The sequence below is a fragment of the Rhizobium sp. NLR8a genome, from assembly GCF_019685235.1.
Lineage (GTDB): Bacteria > Pseudomonadota > Alphaproteobacteria > Rhizobiales > Rhizobiaceae > Rhizobium.
The window spans coordinates 16,438-40,215 of the sequence record NZ_JABDWI010000002.1; the positions used below are offsets into that span (position 1 = coordinate 16,438).

Consider the following 23,778-nt stretch of genomic DNA (forward strand, 5'->3'; position numbering starts at 1 on the left):
CTGGAGGAGGAAAACGTGCTCATCGACACGCACCTGCACATTATCGACCGGTCGGCGCTTCCCTATCCCTGGCTCTCCGGCGTGCCGGCTCTCGATCATGACTTTCTCTATGAGACCTATGCGGCCGAGGCGCGGCGCTGCGGCATTACGACGGCGCTGCATATGGAGGTCGATGTCGATCCGGCCGTCATGCAGGCCGAGACCGACCACATTGCCTCTCTCGCCAAAAGGCAAGGCAACCTGATTGCTGGGGCGATTGTCTCCTGCCGTCCCGAGGAGGAAGGCTTTGCCGCCTATCTCGAGCGGCAGAAGGCCGATCCCTTCGTCAAAGGCTTCCGCCGCGTGCTGCATGTCGTCCCCGACACCGTCTCGGAAAGTGTCCTGTTTCGAGACAACATCCGGCGCATCGGTGGCAGCGGCCTGACCTTCGACCTCTGCACACTGCCGCATCAGGCCGGTCACGTCACCGCTCTCATCGATCTCGCGCCCGACGTGCAGTTCATCCTCGATCATTGCGGCGTGCCGGATATCCGCTCCAATGCTTTCGAGCCATGGAAAGCCGGGATATCGGAGATCGCCCGCCGGCCGAACGTGATCTGCAAGATATCAGGCGTCGTCGCTTATGCGGATGCGCAGACATGGACAGCCCAGACGCTGACGCCCTATATCGAACATGTGATCGCAAAATTCGGCTGGGATCGTGTCGTGTGGGGCAGCGACTGGCCGGTCTGCACGCTCGGCGGCGGCCTTTCCACCTGGGTTGCCGCCACGCATGCGGTGCTCGCCAGCAGCAGCGAAGCGGAACGCTCCAAGCTGCTCTTCGACAATGCCCAGCGCCTCTGGTCATTGTAACATTTTGTTTAGGCCGTCCCGATCCTTTGGCTGGAAGGGCCGCAGCAAACCACCATGCTCGACACCCTGAAATCGGATGATGTACCCCCCAAAAGTGCTACTTTGGCATGTTTTTTGCTGCTGCTAATATGAAGCGATGCAATGTTTCGGTTTGGGACGACTTACAGCCAAACAATTGCTAGCTTTGTGTGTCTCAGGTACAAGTTGTCAGACACGGATATGGCGAATAACCTCATGTCCGTGTCCTCAGGAGGGAAAACAAAATGAAAGAAGAACCGCACGCAGTGGATGTTCATGTCGGAAAGACGATCCGCATACAGCGTCTGCTGCGCAAAGTTTCGCAGACGGAATTGGGCGACCGTGTTGGCGTAACGTTTCAGCAGATCCAGAAATACGAAAAAGGCTCCAACCGCGTTTCCGCCAGCATGCTGGTAGAAATCGCCGGTGCGCTGAATGTCGACGTCAGGACGTTCTTCGACGACCTGTCGACCCCTGAAACGGCTAACGACAACCCCGCTCCCAGCGAGGAATTCGTTATTTCGCGCGAGGGTGTCCTTTTGAACGCGGCGTTCTTCTCGATCAAAAACGAAGCGCTTCGCAAGAAGATCCTGAAGCTTGTTCAGGCAATCGCCCACACCGAACAGGCCGACGGTGAAGCGGCCGAATAGCCGGATCTCCTTCACGCGATCCTAACGGCGGCATGAAGGTCAATGGCGATCGATCAGGATCAGATTCTCGCTAGCGTCCTTCATTGCGATCTTGGCCTTGCTGCCGAGCAGTTTCTCGAGGTTGACGTCAAGCTCCCTGTCCGGATCTATGCCGTCCCAATCGATTACGACCTGCAGCAGTGCCATGTTCGTCAGGTGCATCAGATTACGCAGCTGAAGCTTTTCAGCCTCCTCCTTGGCTGCCGACAGCAGCCGGAAGATCCTTGCGTATTCACTGCCTGTACCTTCATTATGTTGTTCAAACATTGTTCCCGCCCCTTTGGCCGTGAAGCCTCAGATTCCATCACCACTGCATCATTTCGCCGAGACCGTTATTCTAGCGTTACAGGAGTCACATTGCGTGTGACTTCGGCGTGCAAAAGCTCCCAATGCGAGGTTGCGGCAAAGCGCCAGTCACGGTTGACGGGGGCGAATTCGTCGCGGTGCAGCCACTCCAGCACCAGCCGCGCGTCGTCGCGTTTGCGTTCGACGCGGTTCTTGCGCAGAGCGGCGAGGAGGTGGTCGCGGCGCGGCTTGCGGAAATGGCACTCGTCGAGCACGTGCGCATAGGTGCGTTCGGAGAAATGCAGGAAGCGGCCGGAGAGCAGCAGTTTCTTGCGCTCAGCCGTCGAAATCTCGCCGCAGGCATAAAGCGCATCGATCGTCGGCTCGAAATCGACCCAGGGTACGGAAAGCGGCAGCCAGCCAAGCGCCTGCGGCGCATGTACCAGCGCGACGGCCTCGTCGTCGAGCAGCCGCCCGGACTCGTAATCCTCGAAGATCGAGCCGAGGCCGACCATGCCGAACGGTGCGCATTCCGCGGCCCGCAACGCGCCCATGCTGGCGCCGCCGGCTACGGCGACATCACGTTCGAGCGCGTAGAGAATTTCCTTGTGCCAGACCGAAGGCAGATCGCCGAAATAGCCGTCGACGAGGCCGATCGCGGTGGCGCCATCCTCCACCGCCTTCAGGATGTCGCCGCGGGCGGCGGGCGGGCGGAAATCGATGCAGGGAGACATGTTTCTCGCTGCGGCAAGGCCGCCACCAAGGCTCGGACCGACGAACAGAACCTTCATGACTGCGCTCCTCTCATGGTGTTGACGGCGCGCAGGCCGAGTTGGACGTACTGTCCTGATATATCGACCTCCAGGCCCGGCACGATCACCCTGACGACCGAGACCGGCAAAGCCGGATGGGCAAAGGGCACGGCGACGATCTGCTCGATCCCGCTCGCCACCAGCCGGTCGGCTATGTGGCGGATGGTCTTCTGGATCGTCGCGGCACGGCGATGGCGGCTCTGGAAGGCGCGCATCCGGCCGTCGCTCTCGCAGAGTTCGACCAGCTGCTGCATCGCCGCACTCCGATCGAGCCGCTGATAGATGCGCGGCGAGAAATCGTCGCGGCTGCCGGCGATCGCGGTCAGCCGGCTCTGGGCCGCTTCGGTAATGGCGCGCAGCGCGGCGCGCACAGGATCGGGATGGCAGCCGCAGCCGCCGCAGACATGCGACCAGCGCGCGTCGACGCGGTCGGAAAGATTGCCCGGCATGATGACGGCCAGAAAAGCCGGAACGCCGATATCCGTGGTCATGTCGAGCAGCAGCAGCCGCATGCCAGCGCGCGTGATCCGGTCGGTCATGACGTCGATGACCGCATCGCCGAAGGAGGCGGGGTCGATGCGGCTCTCCTTGAGGCGCTGCGGCGATTTCAACTGGGTCAAAGCCCAGGCATCACGCTCCACCAGCTCGCAAAGTCCGTGCAGGACGGCTTCGGCCGGCGTATTGCCGGAGGCAAGCCCATCGCTCGACTGCTCGAAGCCCGGCGGCCGCTCGCCGCGATGGTCGAGGCCGACAAGCCACCAGGGGACGAAGACGCTGCTGCCGGACAGAATGTCGAGGCCGGAGCACCATGGGATGGGGTCGCCGCCGATTTCATCGGGCGCACAGCGTGCGACATTATCGAGATCGATCATGGCGGCGCGTTCCGCCCGCATGCTCTCCACCGTCGCCTGCGTCAGGTCGGCAGGCGCATTTTCCGCGATCCGCGTCTCGATCGCCTCCATGGCGGCCGAGGCCATGGCGGCATCATTATCGATGCCTTTGCCCTGGAAGACCGAAAGCGTGTGGCTGTTCGGCCTCGTTGCGAAGGCGACGGGGATGTTCAGCACGTCGAGAGCGGTCAGCAGACCGACGCGCGTAATACCGAATTCGCGCAGATGCGGCCTGATGGCTGCAAGTGTCTGTGCCGGCGTGACTGCACGGTCGTGATAGTCGCTGACGCCGGCCGATGATCGCTTGAGATCATCGGCTAGCATTTCAAGATCGGCGAAGGCGGACATACCGATCTCGCTCTTAGCGGAACTTCAGCGCATGGGTCAGGTTTTCGAGAGCATTTGCCGTGACGTTGAGTTCGTCCTGCTTCATCGCAGCCTTGGCTGCGGCCGAGAAGCGCGGCTGAGAGGGCATTGCTGCATGGGTTTCAACAGTGGTTTTCATTGTCCATCTCCAATGGGATAGGCAGCCGGCTGCCGTTAACCATTGCAGAGGAACACTGTCTGCGTCATTTAACCGTTACAGGCTTCGTTAAAAGGCCATGCAATCAGGGAAGTCCGGCCAGTTGGAGGCCATGAATCAGCGTTTCCGTGTAGCGGGGATCGCGGTCGGGAACGAAATGGCGGATGTCCTCGCTGCGGAAATCCGGGAAATTTTCCAGAACGACGTTGGCGTATTTGCCGGCTTTTTTCATATCGCCCGCCATGGCATGGGCAGCCGCCAGCAGTCGCGCGGTCGCCTGTTTCGACTGCACCGGCTCAAGCGCCTCGATCGCCTGGTTATATTCGCCGCGATCGAAGTGGATGCCGCCACGATTCCAGTAGTAATAGTCCGGCGGCAGCGGATTGAGCTTGAAAGCCGCGTTGTTCAGATCCAGCGCCTTGTCAAAGTCGCCGTAGTGGCAGAGCGCGTCGGCATAATCGGCAAGGATGTCGGCGTCGTTGGGATTGAGATCCTGAGCCTGCTGGAAATAGTCCAGGCTTTCGTCGAAACGGCGGCGATACAGCGCCACGAAACCGAGTTCGCGGTAGGCCCGGCCGCTGTTCGGGTCGGATTGCTGCGCCAGTCGGGCGGCGCCATTCGCCTCGTCGAGCAGTTCGGTGTCCTGCATGCCCCGGATCAGCCATTCCATGCCGAGCGCGCGCGACACGCCGGCATGGGCGGCCGAGAAATTCTCGTAGCGATTGAGCGAGGATCTGAACCACTTGCGCGCCTGGCGCAGATGCTGCAGGTCTGTTTGGGCGATCAGGCGCTTGCCTTCGAGATAAAGACGGTAAGCCGATGGCGGCGCCTCGCCGATCGGCATCGCCAGCTCGCAGCGTTCGACGGTGTCGGCGAGCGAGGAGACGATGCGCCGTGTCAGATGCGCGAAGGATTCACTGATCTTCTGCATGACCAGCGGCAGTTCCAGAGCCCAGATCACCTCTGAGGTCGCCGTCCGCGTCAGACGGCAGGTCGCATAGACATCCTCGTCGCGGCCCTGGATGGTGACGTAGACCGCATAGTCGAAGCTGAGGTCGAGCGCACGTGGCACAGCGCGAGCCGGATCGACCGAACGGCTGAGGATTTCAAGGCTCGTATGGGCTGCGATCACCTTGAAGCCGCGCTGCTGGCTGAGGCCGATGGTGACATCTTCAAGAAGGGCCCTGCCGACGCGCTCCATCAGCGGATCGGTGAAAATGCTTTCCGGCGGCAGGATGATGATCCGCGGCTGGCCGAGCAGATCGGCGAAGCCGCCGGGCGCTGCCGACGGACGTTCGGCCGCCGCGGGTTGAGCTGCCGGGATCAGGCCGAGTTCGCGGGCGAGCGCGGTGGTGCTTTCCTCCGGCTCGGTGTCGAATTCGTCCTTCAGCTGGCTCTTGCACTTCAGATAGGATTGGCGGGCCGCGGCCGGATCGTTCATCCTGACATAAGTGCGCATCAGGGCGCGATAGGCCGTCTCGCTGGCGGGATCGAGCTCCAGCAGGCGACGGGCAAAGGCCACCTGCTCTTCATCCGATCTGTCGTCAGCGGTTTCCACCAGCCGCGTCAGATGGGCGGCGCGCAATTCGTCGACGCGCTGGCGCTCGTATGTCAGCCAGTCTTCGGCGCCCTGCGTCGGCGACTTGGCGCCTTCAAGCAATTCGCCGTTCAGAATGTCGCCGTCTTCGGCTGCGATGGGCCCCTTCTGTTTCATTATATGGACGTCGACTTCCCAGCCGTCGGCAAGGCCGATATGGGTTCGGGTCGCTTTCAGCAGCGGCGGCAGGTCGGCGGGAATGCTTTGCTCGATACGCGCCAGCAGCTGGCGCAGACTGCCCGCGCGTTTTTCCGGGGCTTCCGATTGCCAGAGCTGCCGCCTGACGGTTTCGCGGTCGAGTTCGAGATTGGCTTCGGCGGCGAGCATGGCGAAGAGAAAATAAGACTTCTCCGGCAAGGGGAGTTCCCTCCCCGCTGCCAGCAATCGCGGTCTTCCGAGCAGGCAGAGCCTGTTCGTCGACATCTGTCCGGATGTCCGTTGCATCCCGCTTCTCACCCCTGAAGACCAGACGCGCATGCGCGCCGGCCACTCAGGAACATGTTAGAGCGATAATAAGCCCGCGCATAGCGCAAAAAGAAGTTTTTACACCGAATATTTGCATTTTCTCACATGAGCGGCCGGAAATGCTTGCCAACACTTTGCCCCCGACGTGATTTGGATCGATTATTCCAGCCGCTGCGGCCTCTACAGCCGCAACCAACAGCAAGCGAGCCTGATCGATCACAGCATCTGCGCGATCTATTTGGTGCTGGTTTGCGTCGCGCCGGCGGCCTCGACGAAATCGAGGCCGATATCCAGCACTGGTGCGCTGTGCGTTAGCCAACCGACCGAAATAAGGTCGACGCCGGAAGCGGCGATTGCGGCGGCCGTTGCCGGCGTCACCCGGCCGGATGCCTCGGTGATTGCCCGCCCGGCAACGATTGCGACGGCCTCGCGCAGCTGGTCCGGCGTCATATTGTCGAGCAGAACGGCATCGACACCGACGGCCATCGCTTCCTGCAACTGATCGAGCCTGTCCACTTCGACCTCGATCTTGACCAGATGACCGACGCCGGCCCGCGCCCGGCGGATCGCCTGGGCAACACCCCCTGATATGGCCACGTGGTTGTCCTTGATCAGCACTGCGTCATAAAGCGCGAAACGGTGGTTCACGCCGCCGCCGGCCCGCACTGCATATTTCTCCAGAGCCCGCAGCCCGGGCGTCGTCTTGCGCGTGCAGGCGACCGAGGCCTTGGTGCCGCTGATGGCTGCGGCAATCCCGGCCGTGACGGTGGCGACGCCCGAGAGATGGCCGAGGAAATTCAGCGCGGTGCGCTCACCGGTCAAGAGCCCGCGCGACGGGCCTTCGATCGTGGCGATGACGTCACCTGATTTGACTGCATCACCGTCGTTGAGATGGCGGCGCATGACGATCTGAGGATCGACGAGCGTGAAAGCGAGGTCGGCCGCATCGAGGCCGGCGATCACGCCCGGTTGGCGAGCGGCCATCACCACCGTGGAGCGGTGATCTGAGGGAATGACCGACGCCGAGGTGATGTCGCCGGCAAGGCCGAGATCTTCGAGCAGGGCTGCCCGCACCAAGGGTTCGATAATCAGACGCGGAAGCGGAACGAGGCTCATGTCAGGCGCTCCTGGCCAGCGAATAGGGTGGTGTGGCGCGGGCAATCTCCAGCGCTTGGGAAAGGCGCATCCGGCGGCGTTGCGCATCGGCGAGCTGCAGGGGAAAATCGGTGCGGGCGTGGGCGCCGCGCGATTCCACCCGTAGGCTGGCAAAGACGGCGATCAGCAATGCAACAATGGCCGGATCGGAGCCGGGGCCGTCGCCCTCGGCAAGTGGCAGCAATGCGGCGATTGCGCCTTGGAGGGCATCCGCATTGCGCAGCACGCCGAGATGGCGCGAGACGATCGTGCGGATGGAGGATGCGTCGGCCGGCTCCGGAAGCTGTTCTGCGAAGATGGCACCGGCGCCGCCCGCCGGCATGGCCGATATGTCGCGCGCCGCCCGCATGCCCATGACAGCCGCCTCGAGCAGCGAATTGCTGGCAAGCCGGTTCGCGCCGTGCAGACCGGTCGAGGCGGCCTCGCCGGCGACCCAGAGGCCGGCGACCGAGCTGCGGCCATTCGCATCCGTCGCGACGCCACCCATTTGGTAGTGCACGGCCGGACGCACCGGGACGAGGTCTTTGGCCGGATCGATGCCGGCCTCGCCGCCAAGGGCAGCGATGACGGGGAAGCGCGCGGCAAAGCGACTGCCGAGCGCCTTGCGAGCATCGAGGAAGACGCGGCCGCCGCGGGCGATCTCGGCACTGATGGCGCGCGCCACCACGTCGCGCGGCGCAAGTTCGGCGCCCGCTATGCCGGCCATGAACCGTTCGCCGCGTTCGTTGACAAGCAAGGCCCCCTCGCCGCGCACCGCCTCGCTGACAAGCGCCAGGGGCCTGCGGCGTGAATCGAGCGCCGTCGGATGAAACTGCACGAATTCCATATCGGCAAGCTCGGCACCCGCCCTTGCCGCGAGCGCAATCCCCTGACCAAAATTGCCCATCGGATTGGTCGTCGCATCATAAAGTCCGCCGATCCCGCCGGTGGCGAGCACCAGCCTTGTCGTCGAAAGGACGGCGGCCGCGCCGCTTGCGGTCGCGCAGAGCAGCCCGGCGACGCGCTCGCCGTCCATCAAAATCCGTCGCGCCTCGAGGCCTTCGAGCACGGTGATGGCCGGCGTCCGCGCCACGGCCCGCACCAGCGCTGCGATGATCGCCGCACCTGAGCCGTCGCCTTCGGCATGGACGATGCGGCGGCGGCTATGGGCAGCCTCCAATCCGAGCGAGAGTTCCCCGGAGTCATTGCGGTCGAAGCGGACCCCGGCTTGTTCCAGTGCTGCAATGGCCGCCGGCGCCTCCGCAATGATGCCGGCGGCGACCCTTCGGTCGCAGAGCCCGTCGCCGGCGGCAAGCGTATCGGCAAGATGCAGTGCGGCGCTGTCGTCGGCGCCGATACTGGCGGCAATGCCACCCTGCGCCCACGCGCTGGAAGTCTCGGCGCCGAGGCCGGCGCGGGTGACGATGACCGAAGGTTCCGGCGCCAGCGTCAGCGCCGTCATCAGCCCGGCAAGGCCGCTGCCGACGATGACGGTGCGGCCAGTCAACTGCTCAAGGATCTCGGTCATATCGAAAGCATCCTCTCGACGGCGCGGCGCGCGGCCACAGCGATTGCCGGATCGACCGTCACCTCGTGGCGGTTTTCCTCGAGTGCGGCGCGGATATTGGCGAGCGTGATCCGCTTCATATGCGGGCACAGATTGCAGGGGCGGATGAATTCGACGTCAGGGTGGTGGACGGCGACATTGTCGCTCATCGAGCACTCGGTGAGCAGCACCACCCGTGCCGGCTTCTGCCTGCCGACATAATCGGACATGACAGCGGTGGAGCCGGCAAAATCGGCCTCCGCCACCACGTCGGGCGGGCATTCCGGATGGGCAAGCACCGTCACGCCGGGATGGTTTTCACGCAGCTGGCGGACATCGTCAGCGGTGAACAGTTCATGCACTTCGCAATGCCCATGCCAGGCGATGATCTCGACATCGGTCTCGCGGGCGACGTTGCGGGCGAGATATTCATCGGGAATCATCAGCACCTTCGGCACGCCGAGCGACTCCACCACCTGTTTGGCGTTGCCCGAGGTGCAGCAGATGTCGGAGGCGGCCTTCACCGCGGCCGAGGTATTGACATAGGTGATGACGGGGACGCCGGGATGGGCCTGGCGCAGCAGCGCAATATCCTCCGGCGTGATCGATTCCGCCAGCGAGCAGCCGGCGCCGAGATCGGGGATCAGCACGGTTTTTTCGGGATTGAGAAGCTTGGCAGTCTCGGCCATGAAATGCACGCCGGCCAGCACGATGACATCGGCATCGACCTCAACCGCCTTGCGGGCGAGCGCCAGGCTGTCGCCGACAATATCGGCCACGCCGTGAAAAATCTCAGGCGTCTGATAATTGTGGGCGAGAATGACGGCGTTGCGGCGGCGCTTGAGCTCGAGAATGGCGTTGACGTCATCCTCGAACGACATCCATTCGGCTTTGGGAATGACGCGGCTGACGCGGTTATAGAGCGAGGATGCGGAAACTGGGTGGTTCATGGCCGGCTCCTAATTATGCTCTACTTGAGCATATCATAGGCAAAGACATATTCTCGCTGTGAGCATATGTCAATTGCGGGAGAGCGGTAATTTCGTTCCTGCAAGCGCCCGTTCTTCGAGCACTGTATGGCGGAAGCGGAAGAGCTTGGCCGGCCGGCCGCCGGTTTCGCTTTCCGTTCCGCCGGTCTCCTCAACCAGGTCCTGCTGTTCGATGAGGCGGCGGAAATTCTGTTTGTGCAGTGTCAGCCCCGCCAGGGCCTCGATCGTGCGCTGCAGCCGCAGAAGCGTAAAACTCTCCGGCATCAGTTCGAAGACGACGGGGCGGTATTTGATTTTGGCGCGCAGCCGGGCAATCCCGGTCGCCAGAATGCGGCGGTGATCGGCAAACATCGCCCGGCCGAGATTGGCCTCCACCCGGCATCCGGCTTCGGCCACGAGGCCGGCTTCATAAAGCAGTTCATAGCGTTGCAGGGCGAGATCCTCATTCCAGCCGCCGCCGTCGAGGCCGAAGGTGAAGTCGGCGCGGCGGTGGCGATGGTGCCGCCGGGCCGGATCGGCATCCGCCCAGCGTCTGAGCCGCGCGACGATCTCGTCCAGCACGGCCGGCCGGCCCTGCCGGTGGTCTTCCCAGGGAAAATAGTCGTACCAGCCGTGCCATCCCGGCCGACCGGCGCCCGCCTGCTCGTGGACGAGGCCGAGATAGCTGATCGAGATCGTCCGCCCGCCAAGAATCTCGTTGTTCCGGTCTCGGTCGGCGAAGGTATAGAGCTGTTCGAGATAACCGACCGGGTGCTCGGTCTGCTCCTGCACCCATTCGCGCAGGCCCGATTGCAGGGTTCGATGGCCCATTTCGAACGGTCCCGACGGCAGCGCGCTGCCGGAGCGGATGGTCATGACGCGCGGCTCGTCCCCCGTCACCGCGACGAGCACCGCAATCAGTTCCGCATGCGCAAAGCCGATCGTCACAGGGGGCCGAATACTCCGTTCCGAATGAATCGAGCGGATCATTCCTGCCACAGGCGGCGGCGGAAGCCAATGGAACTTTCCCCCTTTCCCGCTGGGAGAAGGGAAGTCCCCGGGCACGCGTCAGCGCTTGCCCGTCTCGTTAGTCAGCCGGTCGAGGAAAATCTTCAGTTCGGCGTCGTCGATACCGACGCAATGACGCTTTTCCGGATAGGCGCCGGTCCTGACGTCCTCGGCGAATTCGGTGAAGGCGGCGATGCGTTCGCGCTGCAGCCGGTCATGTTCGGCGGCGAAATTGCGGTAGACCTTGGCATGGCGCGGATAATGGTCTCGATTGGCGCCGAGCACGTCGTCGGCGAAGAGATATTGGGCGTCGCAGCCGCTGCCTGCCCCCATCGAGATCATCAGCATTGAGGTGTTGCTGCTGATGGCGGCGGCGACATCCCCCGGCACGACTTCGATTTCGGCGGCAAAGGCGCCGGCCTCTTCCAGCGCCTTAGTCTGCCGCCAGATATCGGCCGCGCTCGCCGCCGTCTTGCCGACGGCGCGGAAGCCTCCGGTCCAGGTGGCTTTCGAGGGGATCAGCCCGAGATGGCCGCAGACCGGGATGCCCTCGTCGCGCAGGCGCCGGATCGTCTGCAGGCTCGCGGCACAATAGATCGCATCGCCGCCGGCCTTTAGCGCCGCGAACGCGGCGCGCAGATAATCTTCCGCCGAGACATGGTCGCCATATTCGAGACCCGGAATGGCAAAGGGCGTGGGGGCGATCTCGCGGAAAACCGGTCCGAGCAGCGATGGCGGCACTGAGACGATGTCAATCCCGGCCTTTTCGGCGGCTTCGGCCTCCTCGAGCGAGGTGACGCGCAGCATGGTCAACTGACGCTTGCCCTTTTCTGCAAGCAGATCGGCAACGGTTGCACGCTTATGTTTTTTCATCGTCAATTCCTTTGAAAATATCGGGAGGCTCAAGCGGCCAGAAGGGATTTCAGCTTGACGTTGCTTGATGTCAGCGCCGCAGGGTCCGGATGGGCGCCAGCCGCGATCAACATTTCAGCAAGCCTGATGTCGCGCGCCACGGCGTTGCCCGGTCCGATGCCGCTTGCGGCGATCAACCGGCCATCGGCGTCGAGGTGGAAGAGAATGAAGGCGCCCGGACCGAGGTCGCGGCGCATATGCAGGATCGCCCCTTCGGCGAGGCCTGATATCTGCAGCGTCAGGTCGTATTGATCCGACCAGAACCACGGCACGGATGAGATGGCTTGGTCGCGGCCGAGCATGTTGGCTGCGGCCAATGTGCCCTGCTCCTGGGCATTGCGCCAGGATTCAAGCCTGATACGCCGGCCGCCGTAGATCGGCAGCGGAAAGGAGCAGCAGTCGCCGGCGGCAAAGACATCCGGCGCCGAGGTCCGGAGATAGGTGTCGACGGCAATACCGTTTTCGATTGTAAGCCCCGCCCTTTCGGCGATGTCGACATTCGGCCGCGCGCCGATGCCGACGAGGGCGAGGTCGGCCTCTACCATCTCGCCCGTCGACAGTTTGATCACGGCCTTCCCGCCTTCCTCGGTCAATGTCTCGATCGAGACGCCGCAGCGGATATCGACACCTTCGGCGCGGTGGCGTTCGGTGAGCAGATGGGCGATCTCCTCCGGCACGCCGCGTTTCAGCACCCGCTCCAGCCCCTCGATAACGGTGACGTCGGCGCCAAGCAGGCGCGCCGTCGCGGCAAGTTCCAGCCCGATGAAGCCGCCGCCGATAATGGCGATATGGCGTCCCGGCTTCATCGCCTTGCGCAGAGCGGCCGCATCGTGATGGGTCCGAAGCGAACGGATATGCGGATTGCCTTCCGGAGCGCCGGGGAATGATCGCGCGGCCGCGCCCGTCGCCAGCAGAAGCTTGTCGTAGGAAAGCGCGGTGCCATCCGAAAGCATGACCCTCCGCGAGGCAGGATCGAAATCCCTGGCTTCAAGACCGGTCAGCAGCCGGATGTCGCTTTCGGCGTATTTTTCCGCAGCGGCGATGAATTTCGGATCGCCGGCATCGGCGGAGGCAGCCTTGGAAAGCGGCGGCCGTTCATAAGGGTGAAGGGGTTCGGCGCCGACAAGCGTTATCTCGCCGGCAAAACCTTTTTCCCGCAGAGCGAAAGCGGCGCGGGCACCACATTCGCCCGCACCGAGAATAACGAAATGTGCCACATCGACCTCCGTCAGACCGAGATGAAGACGGAGCCGCCTTCGACCTTGACCGGATAGGTCTTGAGATTGACGCAGACCGGCGCACCCTTGGCTTCGCCTGTCTTGTAGTTGAAGCGGCCGTTATGTTTCGGGCATTCGATGATTTCATCCATGACAAGCCCGTCGGCGAGATGGATCTGTTCATGCGTGCAGAGCCCGTCGGTGGCGAAGAATTCGTCGTCGGGACTGCGGTAGACCGCGAAGGTGCGCCCGCCATGATCGAAGCGGATGACATCCTCTTCATCGATCTCGTCCTTGCCGCAGACTTCGATCCAGTTTCCGCTCATCTCTAACCTCCCTCGATTGTGATTATTGCGCCGCCGGGGCGAGTTCTTTGTGGAATTCTTGGCGATAGGGCCGCGCGGTGTCCGGCAGTTCCCGCTTCAGGAAATAATCCTCGTTGCGCAGCTGGCGCAGGAAAGCCGGGATCATCTCGCGGTAGCCCGACCAGATCGACGGGTTCGGTGCCGGCAGATCATGCTTGATCATTGCGTGCAGCCGGGGCAGCGCGTGATAGGGCACCATCGGGAACATGTGATGTTCGACGTGGTAATTCATGTTCCAATAAATGAAACGGCTGATCGGGTTCATATAGACCGTACGGCTGTTCAGCCGATGATCGATGACGTTATCGGCAAGGCCGCCATGTTGCAAAAGCCCCGTCAGCACGTGGTGCCAGGCGCCGTAGAGGCGAGGCAGGCCGATCAGCATCAGCGGCAGGATCGAGCCGGTGGCGACCGCGACGGCGATTGTCGCGAGATAGATCGCCAGCCAGATACGGGCGAAGCGGATCGCCTTCGGCTGCTCCATCTCCGGAATAAAGGTTTTTTCCGTCGCGCTGATGACGCCGAAGGCGTTGCGCAGCATGTCGACGACGGCATGCCAGACGTCGAGGATGCCGAAGAAATTGAGGACCAGCCGGAAGAGGTCCGGCGGCCGCATGACGGCGATCTCCGGATCGCGGCCGACGATGACCGTATCGGTGTGGTGGCGCGTATGGCTCCAGCGCCAGGTGACCGGATTGCGCATGATCATGAAGCAGGCGATCTGGTAGACGACATCGTTCATCCAGCGCGTCTTGAAGGCGGTGCCATGGCCGCATTCGTGCCAGCGGCTGTCGGAGGCCGAGCCGTAGAGCACGCCATAGGCGAGAAAGAAGGGCAGCGCGATCCAGGAGCCCCAGAAATAGATGCCGAGACCGGCAAAGACCATCATGCTGCCGAGCCAGATGACCGTGTCACGGATCGCTGGCGCATCGGAGCGCTGCATCAGCGCCTTCATCTCCTTGCGCGAAATCTCGGTGTGATACCATTCGGCAGCCGCCAGTCCCGTCTCCACCGCGATGCGGCCGCTTTCCCCGAGCAGGTCGTAGTCACGTTTCTTTGTCTGGGTCGCCATTATCCGCCTCCCTATGCCGTTGTCGGAAGAATAGGTTGACTTTGGGCGACGCTCAATGCAGGCTTGATGTAATCTATCAAAAGCCATCATGAATGGCTCGCATCCATGAGCGAATACATCACCATGCGCCGCCCCACCATTTCCGATCTCGCCCGCGCCTCCGGCGTCAGTGTCGCCACCGTCGACCGCGTTCTCAACGCTCGTCATCGTGTGCGGGAGGAAACGGCGCGGCGGGTCTATGATGCAGCGCAGGAGATCGGCTATCATGCCGTCGGCCTCATCCGGCAGCGCGTCTTCGAAGATTTGCCGCAATACAAGCTCGCCTTCCTGCTGCAGAAGCCGACGCAGGCCTTCTATCAGAGCTTCGCCCGGGAAATCGAAGCAGCGGCACGCGCCGTCACCACCGCCCGTCTCCAGATCCAGATCGAATACCCGTCTGCGACGACTCCTGCCGCCATCAATGAGAAGATCAAGTCGCTCGGCGCCCGCAACCAGGCCGTTGCCGTTGTCGGCCCCGACTACCCCGCGGTTACAACGGCGGTCGAGGAATTGAAGGAGCGCGGCATCCCCGTCTTCTCGCTGCTCTCGGACCTCGCCACCGGCGTGCGTGACGCCTATGTCGGCGTCAACAACCGCAAGGTGGGACGCACTGCCGCGTGGATGATTGCGCGTACGGCGCACAGGGCCGGCAAGGTCGCCTGTTTCGTCGGCAGCCACCGCTTCCACGGCCATGAACTGCGGGAGATCGGTTTCCGCTCCTATTTTCGCGAGAATGCGCCTGAATTCGATGTCGTCGAAACATTGATCAACCTGGAGACCGCCGAAATCACCCATGAGGCAACGCTGACGCTGCTGCAGAAACATCCCGACCTCGTTGGGCTTTATGTCTGCGGCGGCGGCATGGAGGGGGCGATTTCGGCGTTCCGTGAAGAGGATGTCGGCGGCCGGATCGTGCTTGTCGTCAACGAGTTGACGCCAGAGAGCAAGGCGGGTCTCGCCGACGATATCGTCACCATGGTGGTCGCCACTCCCCTGCCCGCTCTCTGCAAGGAGCTTTTATCGCTGATGCTCGGCGCGATAGAGCACGGTGAGGCCACCGTTCCCGGCCAATCCTTCCTGCCTTTCGATATCTATATTTCCGAGAATATCTGAGCAATGATGGAGTTCTATCATCGCGCCTGAAATTCTTTCAGCAATGAAGGCTGGCGCCGGCAATGACGGATGGATTGCCCCGTAAATTCGGATAGAGATTCGCTCGCCCATTCACGAGTACCGCTCCGCTCATGTCGCGGAGACGAGGAGGATATAACCGTCATGACTTCGATCCGCTTTGCCCTCAACCATATGGCCGCGCCATCGCTTGCCGTCGACGATTTCTTCGCGCTGGCAAAGTCGCTCGGCATTGATTCCGTTGAGATCCGCAACGACCTTTCCGGCAATGCCATTCTCGACGGCACCAAGCCCGAAGCGATCAGAGAAGCAGCCGCCCGCCACGGGCTGACGATCATTTCGATCAACGCGCTGCAGCGCTTCAACGAATGGAATGAAGCACGCGCCCGGGAAGCTAGGGAATTGATCGATTATGCCAGCGCATCGGGCGCCAAGGCGCTTGTCCTCGTTCCGAAGAATGACGGCACCGGCTGCGCCGACGGCGAACGCCAGGCCAATCTGCGCGAGGCTCTGTCCGCGCTGAAGCCGATGCTCGATAAGGCCGGCATCATCGGCCTCGTCGAGCCGCTCGGCTTCGAGATCTGCTCGCTGCGTTCGAAGACCGAGGCGGCCGAGGCGATCAAGGAGCTCGGCGCGCAATCGACCTTCAAGCTCGTTCACGACACCTTCCACCATCACCTTGCCGGCGAAGCAGCGACCTTCCCGGAATTGGCCGGCCTCGTGCATATTTCCGGCGTGAGCGATCCCTCCGTGTCCGTTGCCGATATGCGTGACTCCCATCGCGTGCTCGTGGACGGCGACGACCGGCTCGACAATGCCGGGCAGATCAAGGCGCTGCTGCAGGCGGGCTATAGGGGCCCGTTCTCCTTCGAACCTTTTGCTGCGGAAGTTCATGCGGTCAAGGATCCGGCCGCTGCGCTGCGCGCCAGCATGGATTACCTGACGGCGCGGGTCTGAGACCCGATGCACGCTTCTCTTCACGATCGGCCGCCGGCGAGCGGCCGATCGTGAGACACTATTCCCGCCCCCTGAACCGGCGCTGATAGGCCGGATCATAGAGCGAGCTCTCGCGAAAATCCTCCGCCGCGAGCGACGGTCCGACGAAGATGATCGCGGTGCGTTCGATCGGTTCGGCCGCAACTCTTGCCTCGATATCAGCGAGAGTGCCGGAGAGGATGCGCTCGTCCGCCCAGGAGGCTTTGACGACGATGACGATCGGGCAGTCTGCGCCGTAAAGTGGCGTCAACTCGTCGACCACCTGCTTCAGAGCATGGATCGCCAGATGGATCGCCAGCGTAGCACCCGTCGCGCCGAATTTTGCGAGCCTCTCTTCGTTCGGCATCGGTGAAGCGCGACCGGAAACGCGGGTCAGCACCAGGCTTTGGGCGACGCCAGGGATCGTTAGTTCGCGCCCCAGTGCTGCGGCCGCGGCCGCAAAGGCCGGAATGCCGGGGGTCATCGTATAGGCGATGCCGTGCTTCTGCAGCCGGCGCGCCTGCTCGGCCACGGCACTCCAGACGGAGAGGTCGCCGGAGTGCAGCCGGGCGACGTCCTGGCTGGCGGCAGCGGCACGGAGATATTCCGCCTCGATCTCATCGAGCGACATCGGGGCAGTATCGACGATGCGCGCGCCAGGCGGGCAATATTGCAGCAGTTCCGGCGAGACGATGGAGCCGGCATAGAGGCAGACCGGGCAGCGGGCGATGAGATCGCGGCCACGCACCGTGATCAGATCCGCAGCGCCCGGCCCCGCGCCAATGAAATGCACCGTCATCCCGTTATCCTTTCGTCCAGCGCCATTGCGTTACCGGCATCGCCGGCCGCCAGCCGCTCATGCTGCCGAGCGGCGCAGCGCGCGATATTTCGATCCGCGTGAGGGAGCCGCCGCGTTTGCCATGTTGGGAGATCAATAACGCTTCCATGTCAAGCGTCACGGCATTGGCGACAAGCCGCCCTCCCCGCTTCAGCGCGGCGGCGGCAATGTCGATGACATCGGCTTCGCTGCCGCCGCCGCCGAGGAAGATCGCATCCGGTTCTGGCAGGCCTCGCAGCGCATCGGGCGCTGAACCCTCGACGACGGCGAGATGCGGCACGCCGAAGGCGGATGCGTTGCGGGCAATCCGCGCCGCCCGCTCCGGCGATTGCTCGACGGCGATCGTCTTCAGGCTGGGATCGGCCAGCATCCATTCGATGCCGATCGATCCCGAGCCGGCGCCGACATCCCAGAGCAGTTCGCCATGACGTGGCGCAAGCGCCGAAAGCGTCATCGCCCGGATCTCCCGTTTGGTGATCTGGCCGTCGTGCTCGAACAGATCATCCTCGAGACCTGCGGCAAAAGGCAGGATGCGAGCCCGCTCCCCTGCCGCAATCTCGAGCGCGCAGACGTTCAGGGGATCGATGTCAGCGAGATCGAAATCCGCCGCCACGACGCATCTCTGTCGTTCCCGCGCACCGCCCAAGGCTTCGAGCACGGTAAGTCTCGACTGCCCGAAGCCGATGGTGACAAGCAGGGCAGCGAGCTCGCGGGGTCCTTTCTCATCAGAGGTCAGAGCAATGATGCGCCGCCCGGGGTGCAGATGCGGTCGGACCAGGTCGAGCGGCCGTCCGTGCAACGAGATTGTCGTCACGTCCTGCTGCGGCCAGCCGAGCCGGGAGGCGGCAAGGCTGAAGGCCGAAGGCGCGGGAATGACACGCATCTCTTCGGCCGCGACACGGCGGCAGAGGGTTGCGCCGACGCCATAGAGAAACGGATCGCCGGAGGCGAGCACGACGACAGGCGTGCCGCGCCTTTCAAGGACGGCGTCGACCGAGCGCTCGAAGGGGCTCTGCCAGGCAAGCATTTCGCCGGATATCAGGGATGCGGCAAGCGCATGGTGCCGCGTTCCGCCAAACACGGCGGGTGCAGTGGCGATCAGCCTCTTGGCCTCCTCGCCCAGGGCGGCTGGACCATCTTCGCCGATGCCGATAATAGTCAGCCAGCGCTTGTTGCAAGTGGAAAAGACATCAGACATGGGAAGACTTCGCATCCTGATCCTCGGTGGCACCGGCGAGGCGCGCCTGCTCGCCGAAGCGCTCGCGGCGCGTGATGATTGCGATGTTCTGCTGTCGCTCGCCGGACGTACCGAGAAACCGGCCGTTCAGCCTGTTCAGGTCCGTATCGGTGGTTTCGGCGGCGCCATGGCACTGGCTGATTTTCTGAAAGCCGGCAGCTACGGGCTGCTGATCGACGCCACGCACCCTTTCGCCGAGCGAATTTCCAAAAATGCCGCGGTCGCGGCCGAGACCGCCGCTGTCGCTGCAATCGCTCTGCGCCGCCCCGAATGGCAGCGCTTGCCGGGCGATCGCTGGCGGGAAATACAGAGCATCCCGGCGGCCATCGAGGCGCTCGGCCAATCCCCCCGCCATGTCTTCCTGGCGACGGGCCGGCAGGGTGCTCACCACGCAGAAGCGGCGCCGCAACATCACTATCTCATCCGCAGCGTCGACCCCGTCGAACGGCCGCTTAGGCTTGCGAATGCCGAATATATCCTCGATCGCGGCCCGTTCACGCTGGAAAGCGAATGCACTTTGCTGAGGCAGCATCATATCGATGTCATCATTGCCAAGAACAGCGGCGGCACGGCCACCTATGCAAAGATCGAGTCGGCGCGGCTGCTCGGCATCGAAGTGATGATGGTGGCGCGCGCGCCGACGATGGTCGCATCGGTCGAAACCGTCGAGGCGGCGCTTGCGGCGATCGATCACCTCTTCCCCCCCGCCATGAAACGTGGCGTGTAGATCAGGTCCGGCTTGCCGGGGCGCGTGACGATCCGCGTTTCGGCGGAGCCGATGATGATGCAGGTCGCCATATCGGCGATCAATGCATCCGCTTGCGATAGCGGCTGCACCGCAATGCGCTCGTTTGCCCGCCCGGCCGCGCGCCCGAAAATCACGGGGGTTGTTGCCGGCAGATGGTGGCGCAGCAGCTTGAAAGCCTCACCGAGTTGCCACGGCCGCGACCGGCTGATCGGATTATAGAGCGCGATGACGAAGCCTGCCTTTGCCGCCAATGCAAGCCTGTTTTCTATGACATTCCAAGGCTTTAGGTTATCTGATAACGATATTGCGCAGAAGTCGTGACCCAGCGGCGCCCCGGCTCTTGCGGCCACCGCCAGCATCGCCGTGACACCGGGCAGAACGGTGAGATCGACGGCGCGCCACGCCGCCGGCCCATTCTCGATCGCCTCGCAGACGGCAGCGGCCATGGCGAAGACACCGGGATCGCCGCCGGAGACAATGCAGACGTTGGCGCCATCCGCTGCCATGGAAAGCGCCGCCCCTGCCCTGTCGAGCTCCTCGCGATTGTCCGACGCATGCCGCAGCTGATCGGAGCGGAGCTGCAGCCGGTCGAGATAAGGTCCGTAGCCGAAGAAATCCGTCGCCGCCTCGACGACCGCCAGCGCTTCCGGCGTCATCTGCTCGGGATTGCCGGGACCGGTGCCGATGACGAAAAGCCTGCCACTCATCGGCTGCCCTCCCAGCCCGGCACCAGCACGAGCGAGAAGTAGGGCGCATCGCCGTCGTTCCTGTCGGCAAGCTTTTCCATCGCCGCATTCGACATGGTGCCGCGCTCGACATAGAGGGCGTCCGCAAGCCGGCCGGCTGCCGAAAGCGCCCGGCGTATTTTAGGCAGATTGCGACCGACCTTCATGATGACGGCGGCTTGCGTATCGGCGAGCCGGCGCGTCAGCTCTGCCTCGGCCATTGTACCGGGCAGTACGGACAGCACGTCGTCCCCCTGGACGATCGCCATGCCGGCCAGCGACCAGCAGCCCGACATGGCGCTGATGCCGGGGATCACTTCGGTGGGGTAGTGCTTGGAGAGCCGGACATGCAAGTGCATGTAGGAGCCGTAGAAGAGCGGGTCGCCTTCGCTGAGAACAGCGACGGTCCGCCCGGCCTCGAGGTGCCCGGCGATGTCTCTTGCAGACCGGTCGTAAAACTCGGTGATCAGGCTTTGGTAGCGTTCGTCACCTTTGTCGATCTCAGTGGTGACGGGATAGTAGAGTGGCAGCAGAGTGACCCAAGGTTTCAGCAGCGGCTCGACGATCGCCTTGCCGTTACCGCCCCTGCCCTGCTTGGCAAAGTAAGCGATGACATCAGCGCGTTCGATGGCGCGCACGGCCTTGAGGGTCAGAAGCTCCGGGTCGCCGGGACCCGTGCCGACGCCGAAGAGACGGGGTGTCGTCATAGGCCCGGCCTCGCCAGCGCATTAATGGCGGCAGCCGTCATGGCGCTGCCGCCGAGCCGGCCGCGCACGATGGCGAAGGGGACGCCATAGGAATTTTCCGCCAGCGCATCCTTCGATTCCGCCGCGCCGACAAAGCCGACCGGCATGCCGAGGATCGCAGCCGGTTTCGGCGCGCCGTCGCGTAGGAGTTCGAGAAGATGGAAAAGCGCCGTCGGGGCATTGCCAATGGCGACAATGCTCCCGCCGAGCCTTTCGAGCCAGAGATGCATGGCGGCGGCCGAGCGTGTATTGCCGATCTCGCGTGCGAGCTCCGGCGTTGCGGGATCGCGCAGTGTGCAGACCACCTCGTTCAGCGCCGGCAGCCGTGCTCGCGTGACGCCGTGCGATACCATTTCCGCATCGCAGAAGATCGGTGCGCCGGTCCTGAGTGCGTCGCGCGCGGTGCTGACGAAATCTGTGGAAAAGACGAAATGCTTCGCCGCTTCCACGAGCCCGCAGGCATGGATCATGCGAACGGCGATTTCAGCCTCGTCTTCGGTGAAACGCGAAAGATCGGCCTCGGCGCGGATGATCGCAAACGAACGCTCGTAGATCGCGTCGCCACTGCGGATATAATCGTAGTCTGGCATTCCTATTCCTGTCGCGGCGCCTTCGAAACGCTGGTTGCGCCAAGCCGTCTAAGGCAGGCGGCGGCCGATTCGCCAGCGCCCCTGTTGTCTTCGATGGACCGGGCGAGCCTCTCTATAGCGAAATCGATCCGACCGCCAGCGATCCGTTCATCCGGCAGATCTGAAGCAAGGCCGTTGAGGATGAGACCGAAACCATCCGCCGATCCGGTCAGTGTCAGCGCCGGCCCGGCGCGGGCGCAGCCTTTCGAACAGCCGGAGAGATGGATCGTCAGAGATCCGTCGAAGAGAACGGGTGCTGCGGCCATAAGGCAGCGCGCCAGGGCTCTCGTCTCGTAGAAAGCGGAGCCGCAGGCGCCGGCGCCGGCGCAGGCAGCGACATATTCGCTTTTCTCGCCGGGTTGCACGGTAAAGCCATGGTTGCTCGCGGTGATCAGCAGAGCCGGCGCCGCATCTGCCGGAAAGCCGGTGAAAAAGAAGCCGCGGCCGGGCGCAAGTCTGATGGCTGTTGCGCCGTCAGCTTTGGCGACGTCGAGCAGGGCGGTCAGATCGGACGCGCTCATCTGGCCGAATTCCGGCCGCACGCCAAGCACGTGTTTTCCGTTCTTCAGCCGGTGCAAGCCGGAAAGCGGCGTCTGTTCTTGGTGGGACGGATGAAATCGGATGGCGTCCATAGCGGGAAAGCGCGCCCGCAGAAGGGCCGGATCGATATCCCTTGCCCGCTTGCTCTGCCCGACCGCCAGAAGATCGAGGATGTCGCCAACGGCTGATATCGCCGCCTCCGCGGGCCCCATTGCGACGGGTGTTGCCGTCTCGCCGTCGCCGTTGATCGCCACGAGCCATTGTGCGGCGGGCTGTGCGACGATACGGATATCGGCCGAGAGCGCCGATAAACCGAACGCTCCGCCGCCGTCGATGATGAGCGAGAGTTTCGGCGCGAGCCGCGGCGAGGCGAGTAGTCCTACGAGCTTGCTGCGCAATGTCCTTTCCAGCGCTGCCGGATCGCCCGTTTCCTCGGGATCGATGCCGTGCAGCGGCGATACTTCGATTGCCGGACCGTCCGGCACGGCGATCCCGGCGGCATCGATATCGGCGGCGAGACGCTTCACGGTCTCAGCCCGCAATCCGCGGATCTGCAGGTTGCCGCGCGCGGTGATTTCCACGATGCCGTTTCCATGCTCCGCGGCCGAGCGGGCAAGGGCTGAGAATTGCGATAGCGTCAAGGCGCCGCCGGCAGGACGCAGCCGTACGAGCAAACCATCGCCGGTCGGCATGGGTGCGGCAAGGGCCGGGCAGGCGCCGCGTGGGCGTGGCTTCGCCGGCGGTCGATCATCGAGATCCGCCTCGCCTGTCCTGTCGATTGCCTTGGCGGCCTTCGTGCCCATTCTCAATCCTCTGATCCTCTCTTACATGATCGCGGCCGGTGCGGCAAAACCTGACGGTGACGGCTATTCCTCGAACTCGCGTCCCTTGCGCAGCAGATATATGTCCATGATCCAGCCGTGCCGCTGTCTTGCCTCGGTCCGCAGCGCCTGAATATCGGCCGCGATGTCTGCGAGCCGTCCCGATCGGATAATCTCGTCCCCTGTCCCGAGATAGGCGCCCCAGAAGATCTCGGCGTCGGCATCGTCGATCTTCGCGAAAGTCTGTTCGCCATCGAGCATGACGACCGTGCTGCCGCCCCGAAGTCCATCCCGCGCCAGCCGCCGCCCGGTGGTAATCTCGACCGGCTGGCCGATGAGGTTGAGCGGAATTTTGTGGCTGGCCGCTAAGGCCTGGATGCTGGTGATGCCGGGAACGACGCTGAAGTCGAAATCAATGCTGTTTGCTTGGTGCACGCGTTCAATGATGCGGATGGTGCTGTCGTAAAGGCTGGGATCACCCCAGACGAGAAAGGCGCCGGTGGCGCTGTCCGGCAGGCCAGAGATCAACTCTCCATAGATATTGGCGATCTCGCCGTGCCAGGCATCGACACTTTGTTTGTAGGTCCTGTCTGCGGTCTGCCTTTGCGGCACCTCGAATTCCGCGATCCGGATATCCGGCCGGGTGACATAGCGCTCGCAGATCTCCCGCCGGATCTCGGCGAGCTCTTCCTTGCCGGTGCCCTTGAGCGGCAGGAAGATCACCTCGGCGGCGTTCATCGCCTTGACCGCCTGTATGGTGACGTGCTCCGGATTGCCCGTGCCGATTCCGATGATAGTGATATGTTTCAAGCGGATGTTCCCCGTGAGTCCAGGCGGTCTTGCCGAAAAACTGGGCCGGTCGCAAGGGCAGGGCAGGGAGTTGGCCGCGGCCAACTCGGCCCGCCACGACGGCTAGACCCCTATTGTTGCCGTAAATCCCGAATCGTGTCACTTTCGATACGCTTTTTGACGCTATGTTGACAGAAAAGCGCATCG

General features: G+C 63.3%; 25 protein-coding genes. 5 read left to right on the forward strand and 20 right to left on the reverse strand.

The features are described from left to right. Positions 1 to 15: 15 nt before the first annotated feature. Together HJC04_RS03370 and HJC04_RS03375 are read left to right on the forward strand one after the other, a co-directional pair. Complete coding sequence (locus tag HJC04_RS03370) at positions 16 to 852, forward strand: amidohydrolase (RefSeq protein ID WP_210632443.1); 837 nt, start codon at positions 16 to 18, stop codon at positions 850 to 852. A 263-nt stretch (positions 853 to 1,115) separates the two neighbouring features. After that, positions 1,116 to 1,520 carry a helix-turn-helix domain-containing protein gene (locus HJC04_RS03375; RefSeq protein ID WP_184458547.1) on the forward strand — a complete coding sequence of 135 codons (405 nt, stop codon included), beginning with the start codon at positions 1,116 to 1,118 and terminating at the stop codon, positions 1,518 to 1,520. A 39-nt stretch (positions 1,521 to 1,559) separates the two neighbouring features. On the opposite strand, the gene HJC04_RS03380 is transcribed toward HJC04_RS03375, so the two are convergent. From HJC04_RS03380 to HJC04_RS03440, 13 genes are all read right to left on the reverse strand, one after another. Further along, complete coding sequence (locus HJC04_RS03380; RefSeq protein WP_004668299.1) at positions 1,560 to 1,826, reverse strand: hypothetical protein; 267 nt, start codon at positions 1,824 to 1,826, stop codon at positions 1,560 to 1,562. A 65-nt stretch (positions 1,827 to 1,891) separates the two neighbouring features. Next, positions 1,892 to 2,635, reverse strand: coding sequence for a TfuA-like protein (locus tag HJC04_RS03385; protein ID WP_210632444.1), 744 nt, complete (start codon positions 2,633 to 2,635; stop codon positions 1,892 to 1,894). Next, complete coding sequence (locus HJC04_RS03390) at positions 2,632 to 3,894, reverse strand: YcaO-like family protein (RefSeq protein ID WP_210632445.1); 1,263 nt, start codon at positions 3,892 to 3,894, stop codon at positions 2,632 to 2,634. Before HJC04_RS03390 ends, HJC04_RS03385 begins: the two co-directional genes overlap by 4 nt. 13 nt (positions 3,895 to 3,907) lie before the next feature. Beyond that, a complete protein-coding gene (locus HJC04_RS03395) occupies positions 3,908 to 4,051 on the reverse strand; it encodes a hypothetical protein (RefSeq protein ID WP_176536271.1) in 144 nt (47 codons plus the stop codon). 103 nt (positions 4,052 to 4,154) lie between these two features. Further along, positions 4,155 to 6,110: a BTAD domain-containing putative transcriptional regulator gene (locus tag HJC04_RS03400; RefSeq protein ID WP_221144767.1), complete on the reverse strand. Its 1,956-nt coding sequence runs from the start codon at positions 6,108 to 6,110 to the stop codon at positions 4,155 to 4,157. Between the two features lie 255 nt (positions 6,111 to 6,365). After that, the gene (gene nadC, locus HJC04_RS03405; protein WP_221144769.1) at positions 6,366 to 7,247 is read right to left on the reverse strand and encodes a carboxylating nicotinate-nucleotide diphosphorylase; all 882 of its coding nucleotides are present in this window, start codon (positions 7,245 to 7,247) and stop codon (positions 6,366 to 6,368) included. 1 nt (position 7,248) lies between these two features. Continuing rightward, positions 7,249 to 8,793: an L-aspartate oxidase gene (locus HJC04_RS03410; RefSeq protein ID WP_210632448.1), complete on the reverse strand. Its 1,545-nt coding sequence runs from the start codon at positions 8,791 to 8,793 to the stop codon at positions 7,249 to 7,251. Then, positions 8,790 to 9,761, reverse strand: a complete 972-nt coding sequence (gene nadA / locus HJC04_RS03415) for a quinolinate synthase NadA (protein WP_221144771.1) — start codon at positions 9,759 to 9,761, stop codon at positions 8,790 to 8,792. Before nadA ends, HJC04_RS03410 begins: the two co-directional genes overlap by 4 nt. Positions 9,762 to 9,830: 69 nt before the next feature. After that, complete coding sequence (locus tag HJC04_RS03420; protein ID WP_210632450.1) at positions 9,831 to 10,769, reverse strand: NrtR DNA-binding winged helix domain-containing protein; 939 nt, start codon at positions 10,767 to 10,769, stop codon at positions 9,831 to 9,833. Between the two features lie 78 nt (positions 10,770 to 10,847). Then, on the reverse strand, positions 10,848 to 11,660 hold the full coding sequence (locus HJC04_RS03425) for a 3-methyl-2-oxobutanoate hydroxymethyltransferase (RefSeq protein ID WP_210632451.1): 813 nt from the start codon (positions 11,658 to 11,660) through the stop codon (positions 10,848 to 10,850). A gap of 29 nt (positions 11,661 to 11,689) precedes the next feature. Further along, the gene (locus tag HJC04_RS03430) at positions 11,690 to 12,916 is read right to left on the reverse strand and encodes an NAD(P)/FAD-dependent oxidoreductase (protein WP_210632452.1); all 1,227 of its coding nucleotides are present in this window, start codon (positions 12,914 to 12,916) and stop codon (positions 11,690 to 11,692) included. 11 nt (positions 12,917 to 12,927) lie between these two features. Beyond that, positions 12,928 to 13,242: a MocE family 2Fe-2S type ferredoxin gene (locus HJC04_RS03435; protein WP_210632453.1), complete on the reverse strand. Its 315-nt coding sequence runs from the start codon at positions 13,240 to 13,242 to the stop codon at positions 12,928 to 12,930. A gap of 22 nt (positions 13,243 to 13,264) precedes the next feature. Next, complete coding sequence (locus HJC04_RS03440; RefSeq protein ID WP_221144773.1) at positions 13,265 to 14,353, reverse strand: fatty acid desaturase family protein; 1,089 nt, start codon at positions 14,351 to 14,353, stop codon at positions 13,265 to 13,267. A 123-nt stretch (positions 14,354 to 14,476) separates the two neighbouring features. Here HJC04_RS03440 and HJC04_RS03445 point away from each other — a divergent pair, with 123 nt between their 5' ends. Both HJC04_RS03445 and HJC04_RS03450 read left to right on the forward strand, forming a co-directional pair. Further along, positions 14,477 to 15,505 carry a LacI family DNA-binding transcriptional regulator gene (locus HJC04_RS03445; protein WP_210632642.1) on the forward strand — a complete coding sequence of 343 codons (1,029 nt, stop codon included), beginning with the start codon at positions 14,477 to 14,479 and terminating at the stop codon, positions 15,503 to 15,505. Positions 15,506 to 15,667: 162 nt separating this feature from the next. Then, the gene (locus HJC04_RS03450; protein ID WP_221144775.1) at positions 15,668 to 16,480 is read left to right on the forward strand and encodes a TIM barrel protein; all 813 of its coding nucleotides are present in this window, start codon (positions 15,668 to 15,670) and stop codon (positions 16,478 to 16,480) included. 58 nt (positions 16,481 to 16,538) lie between these two features. On the opposite strand, the gene cobM is transcribed toward HJC04_RS03450, so the two are convergent. Next, positions 16,539 to 17,297, reverse strand: coding sequence for a precorrin-4 C(11)-methyltransferase (cobM, locus tag HJC04_RS03455; RefSeq protein ID WP_210632456.1), 759 nt, complete (start codon positions 17,295 to 17,297; stop codon positions 16,539 to 16,541). 4 nt (positions 17,298 to 17,301) lie between these two features. Further along, positions 17,302 to 18,534 (reverse strand): precorrin-6y C5,15-methyltransferase (decarboxylating) subunit CbiE, encoded by a 1,233-nt coding sequence (cbiE, locus tag HJC04_RS03460; protein WP_210632457.1) that lies wholly within the window; start codon positions 18,532 to 18,534, stop codon positions 17,302 to 17,304. Here cbiE and HJC04_RS03465 point away from each other — a divergent pair. After that, entirely contained in the window at positions 18,533 to 19,300 is a 768-nt protein-coding gene (locus tag HJC04_RS03465; RefSeq protein ID WP_221144776.1) for a cobalt-precorrin-6A reductase, read from the forward strand. The genes cbiE and HJC04_RS03465 overlap by 2 nt on opposite strands. On the opposite strand, the gene HJC04_RS03470 is transcribed toward HJC04_RS03465, so the two are convergent. The 5 genes from HJC04_RS03470 to cobF form a co-directional block, all read right to left on the reverse strand. Further along, on the reverse strand, positions 19,264 to 20,028 hold the full coding sequence (locus HJC04_RS03470) for a precorrin-3B C(17)-methyltransferase (RefSeq protein WP_210632459.1): 765 nt from the start codon (positions 20,026 to 20,028) through the stop codon (positions 19,264 to 19,266). The two genes, HJC04_RS03465 and HJC04_RS03470, sit on opposite strands and share 37 nt — an antisense overlap. Continuing rightward, positions 20,025 to 20,753, reverse strand: a complete 729-nt coding sequence (locus tag HJC04_RS03475) for a precorrin-2 C(20)-methyltransferase (RefSeq protein WP_221144779.1) — start codon at positions 20,751 to 20,753, stop codon at positions 20,025 to 20,027. The genes HJC04_RS03470 and HJC04_RS03475 overlap by 4 nt, the downstream gene beginning before the upstream one ends. Next, entirely contained in the window at positions 20,750 to 21,382 is a 633-nt protein-coding gene (locus HJC04_RS03480; protein ID WP_210632461.1) for a precorrin-8X methylmutase, read from the reverse strand. Before HJC04_RS03480 ends, HJC04_RS03475 begins: the two co-directional genes overlap by 4 nt. A gap of 2 nt (positions 21,383 to 21,384) precedes the next feature. Beyond that, positions 21,385 to 22,764, reverse strand: a complete 1,380-nt coding sequence (gene cobG, locus HJC04_RS03485; RefSeq protein WP_221144781.1) for a precorrin-3B synthase — start codon at positions 22,762 to 22,764, stop codon at positions 21,385 to 21,387. A gap of 63 nt (positions 22,765 to 22,827) precedes the next feature. Then, positions 22,828 to 23,592, reverse strand: coding sequence for a precorrin-6A synthase (deacetylating) (gene cobF / locus HJC04_RS03490; protein WP_221144782.1), 765 nt, complete (start codon positions 23,590 to 23,592; stop codon positions 22,828 to 22,830). Between the last annotated feature and the right edge of the window lie 186 nt (positions 23,593 to 23,778).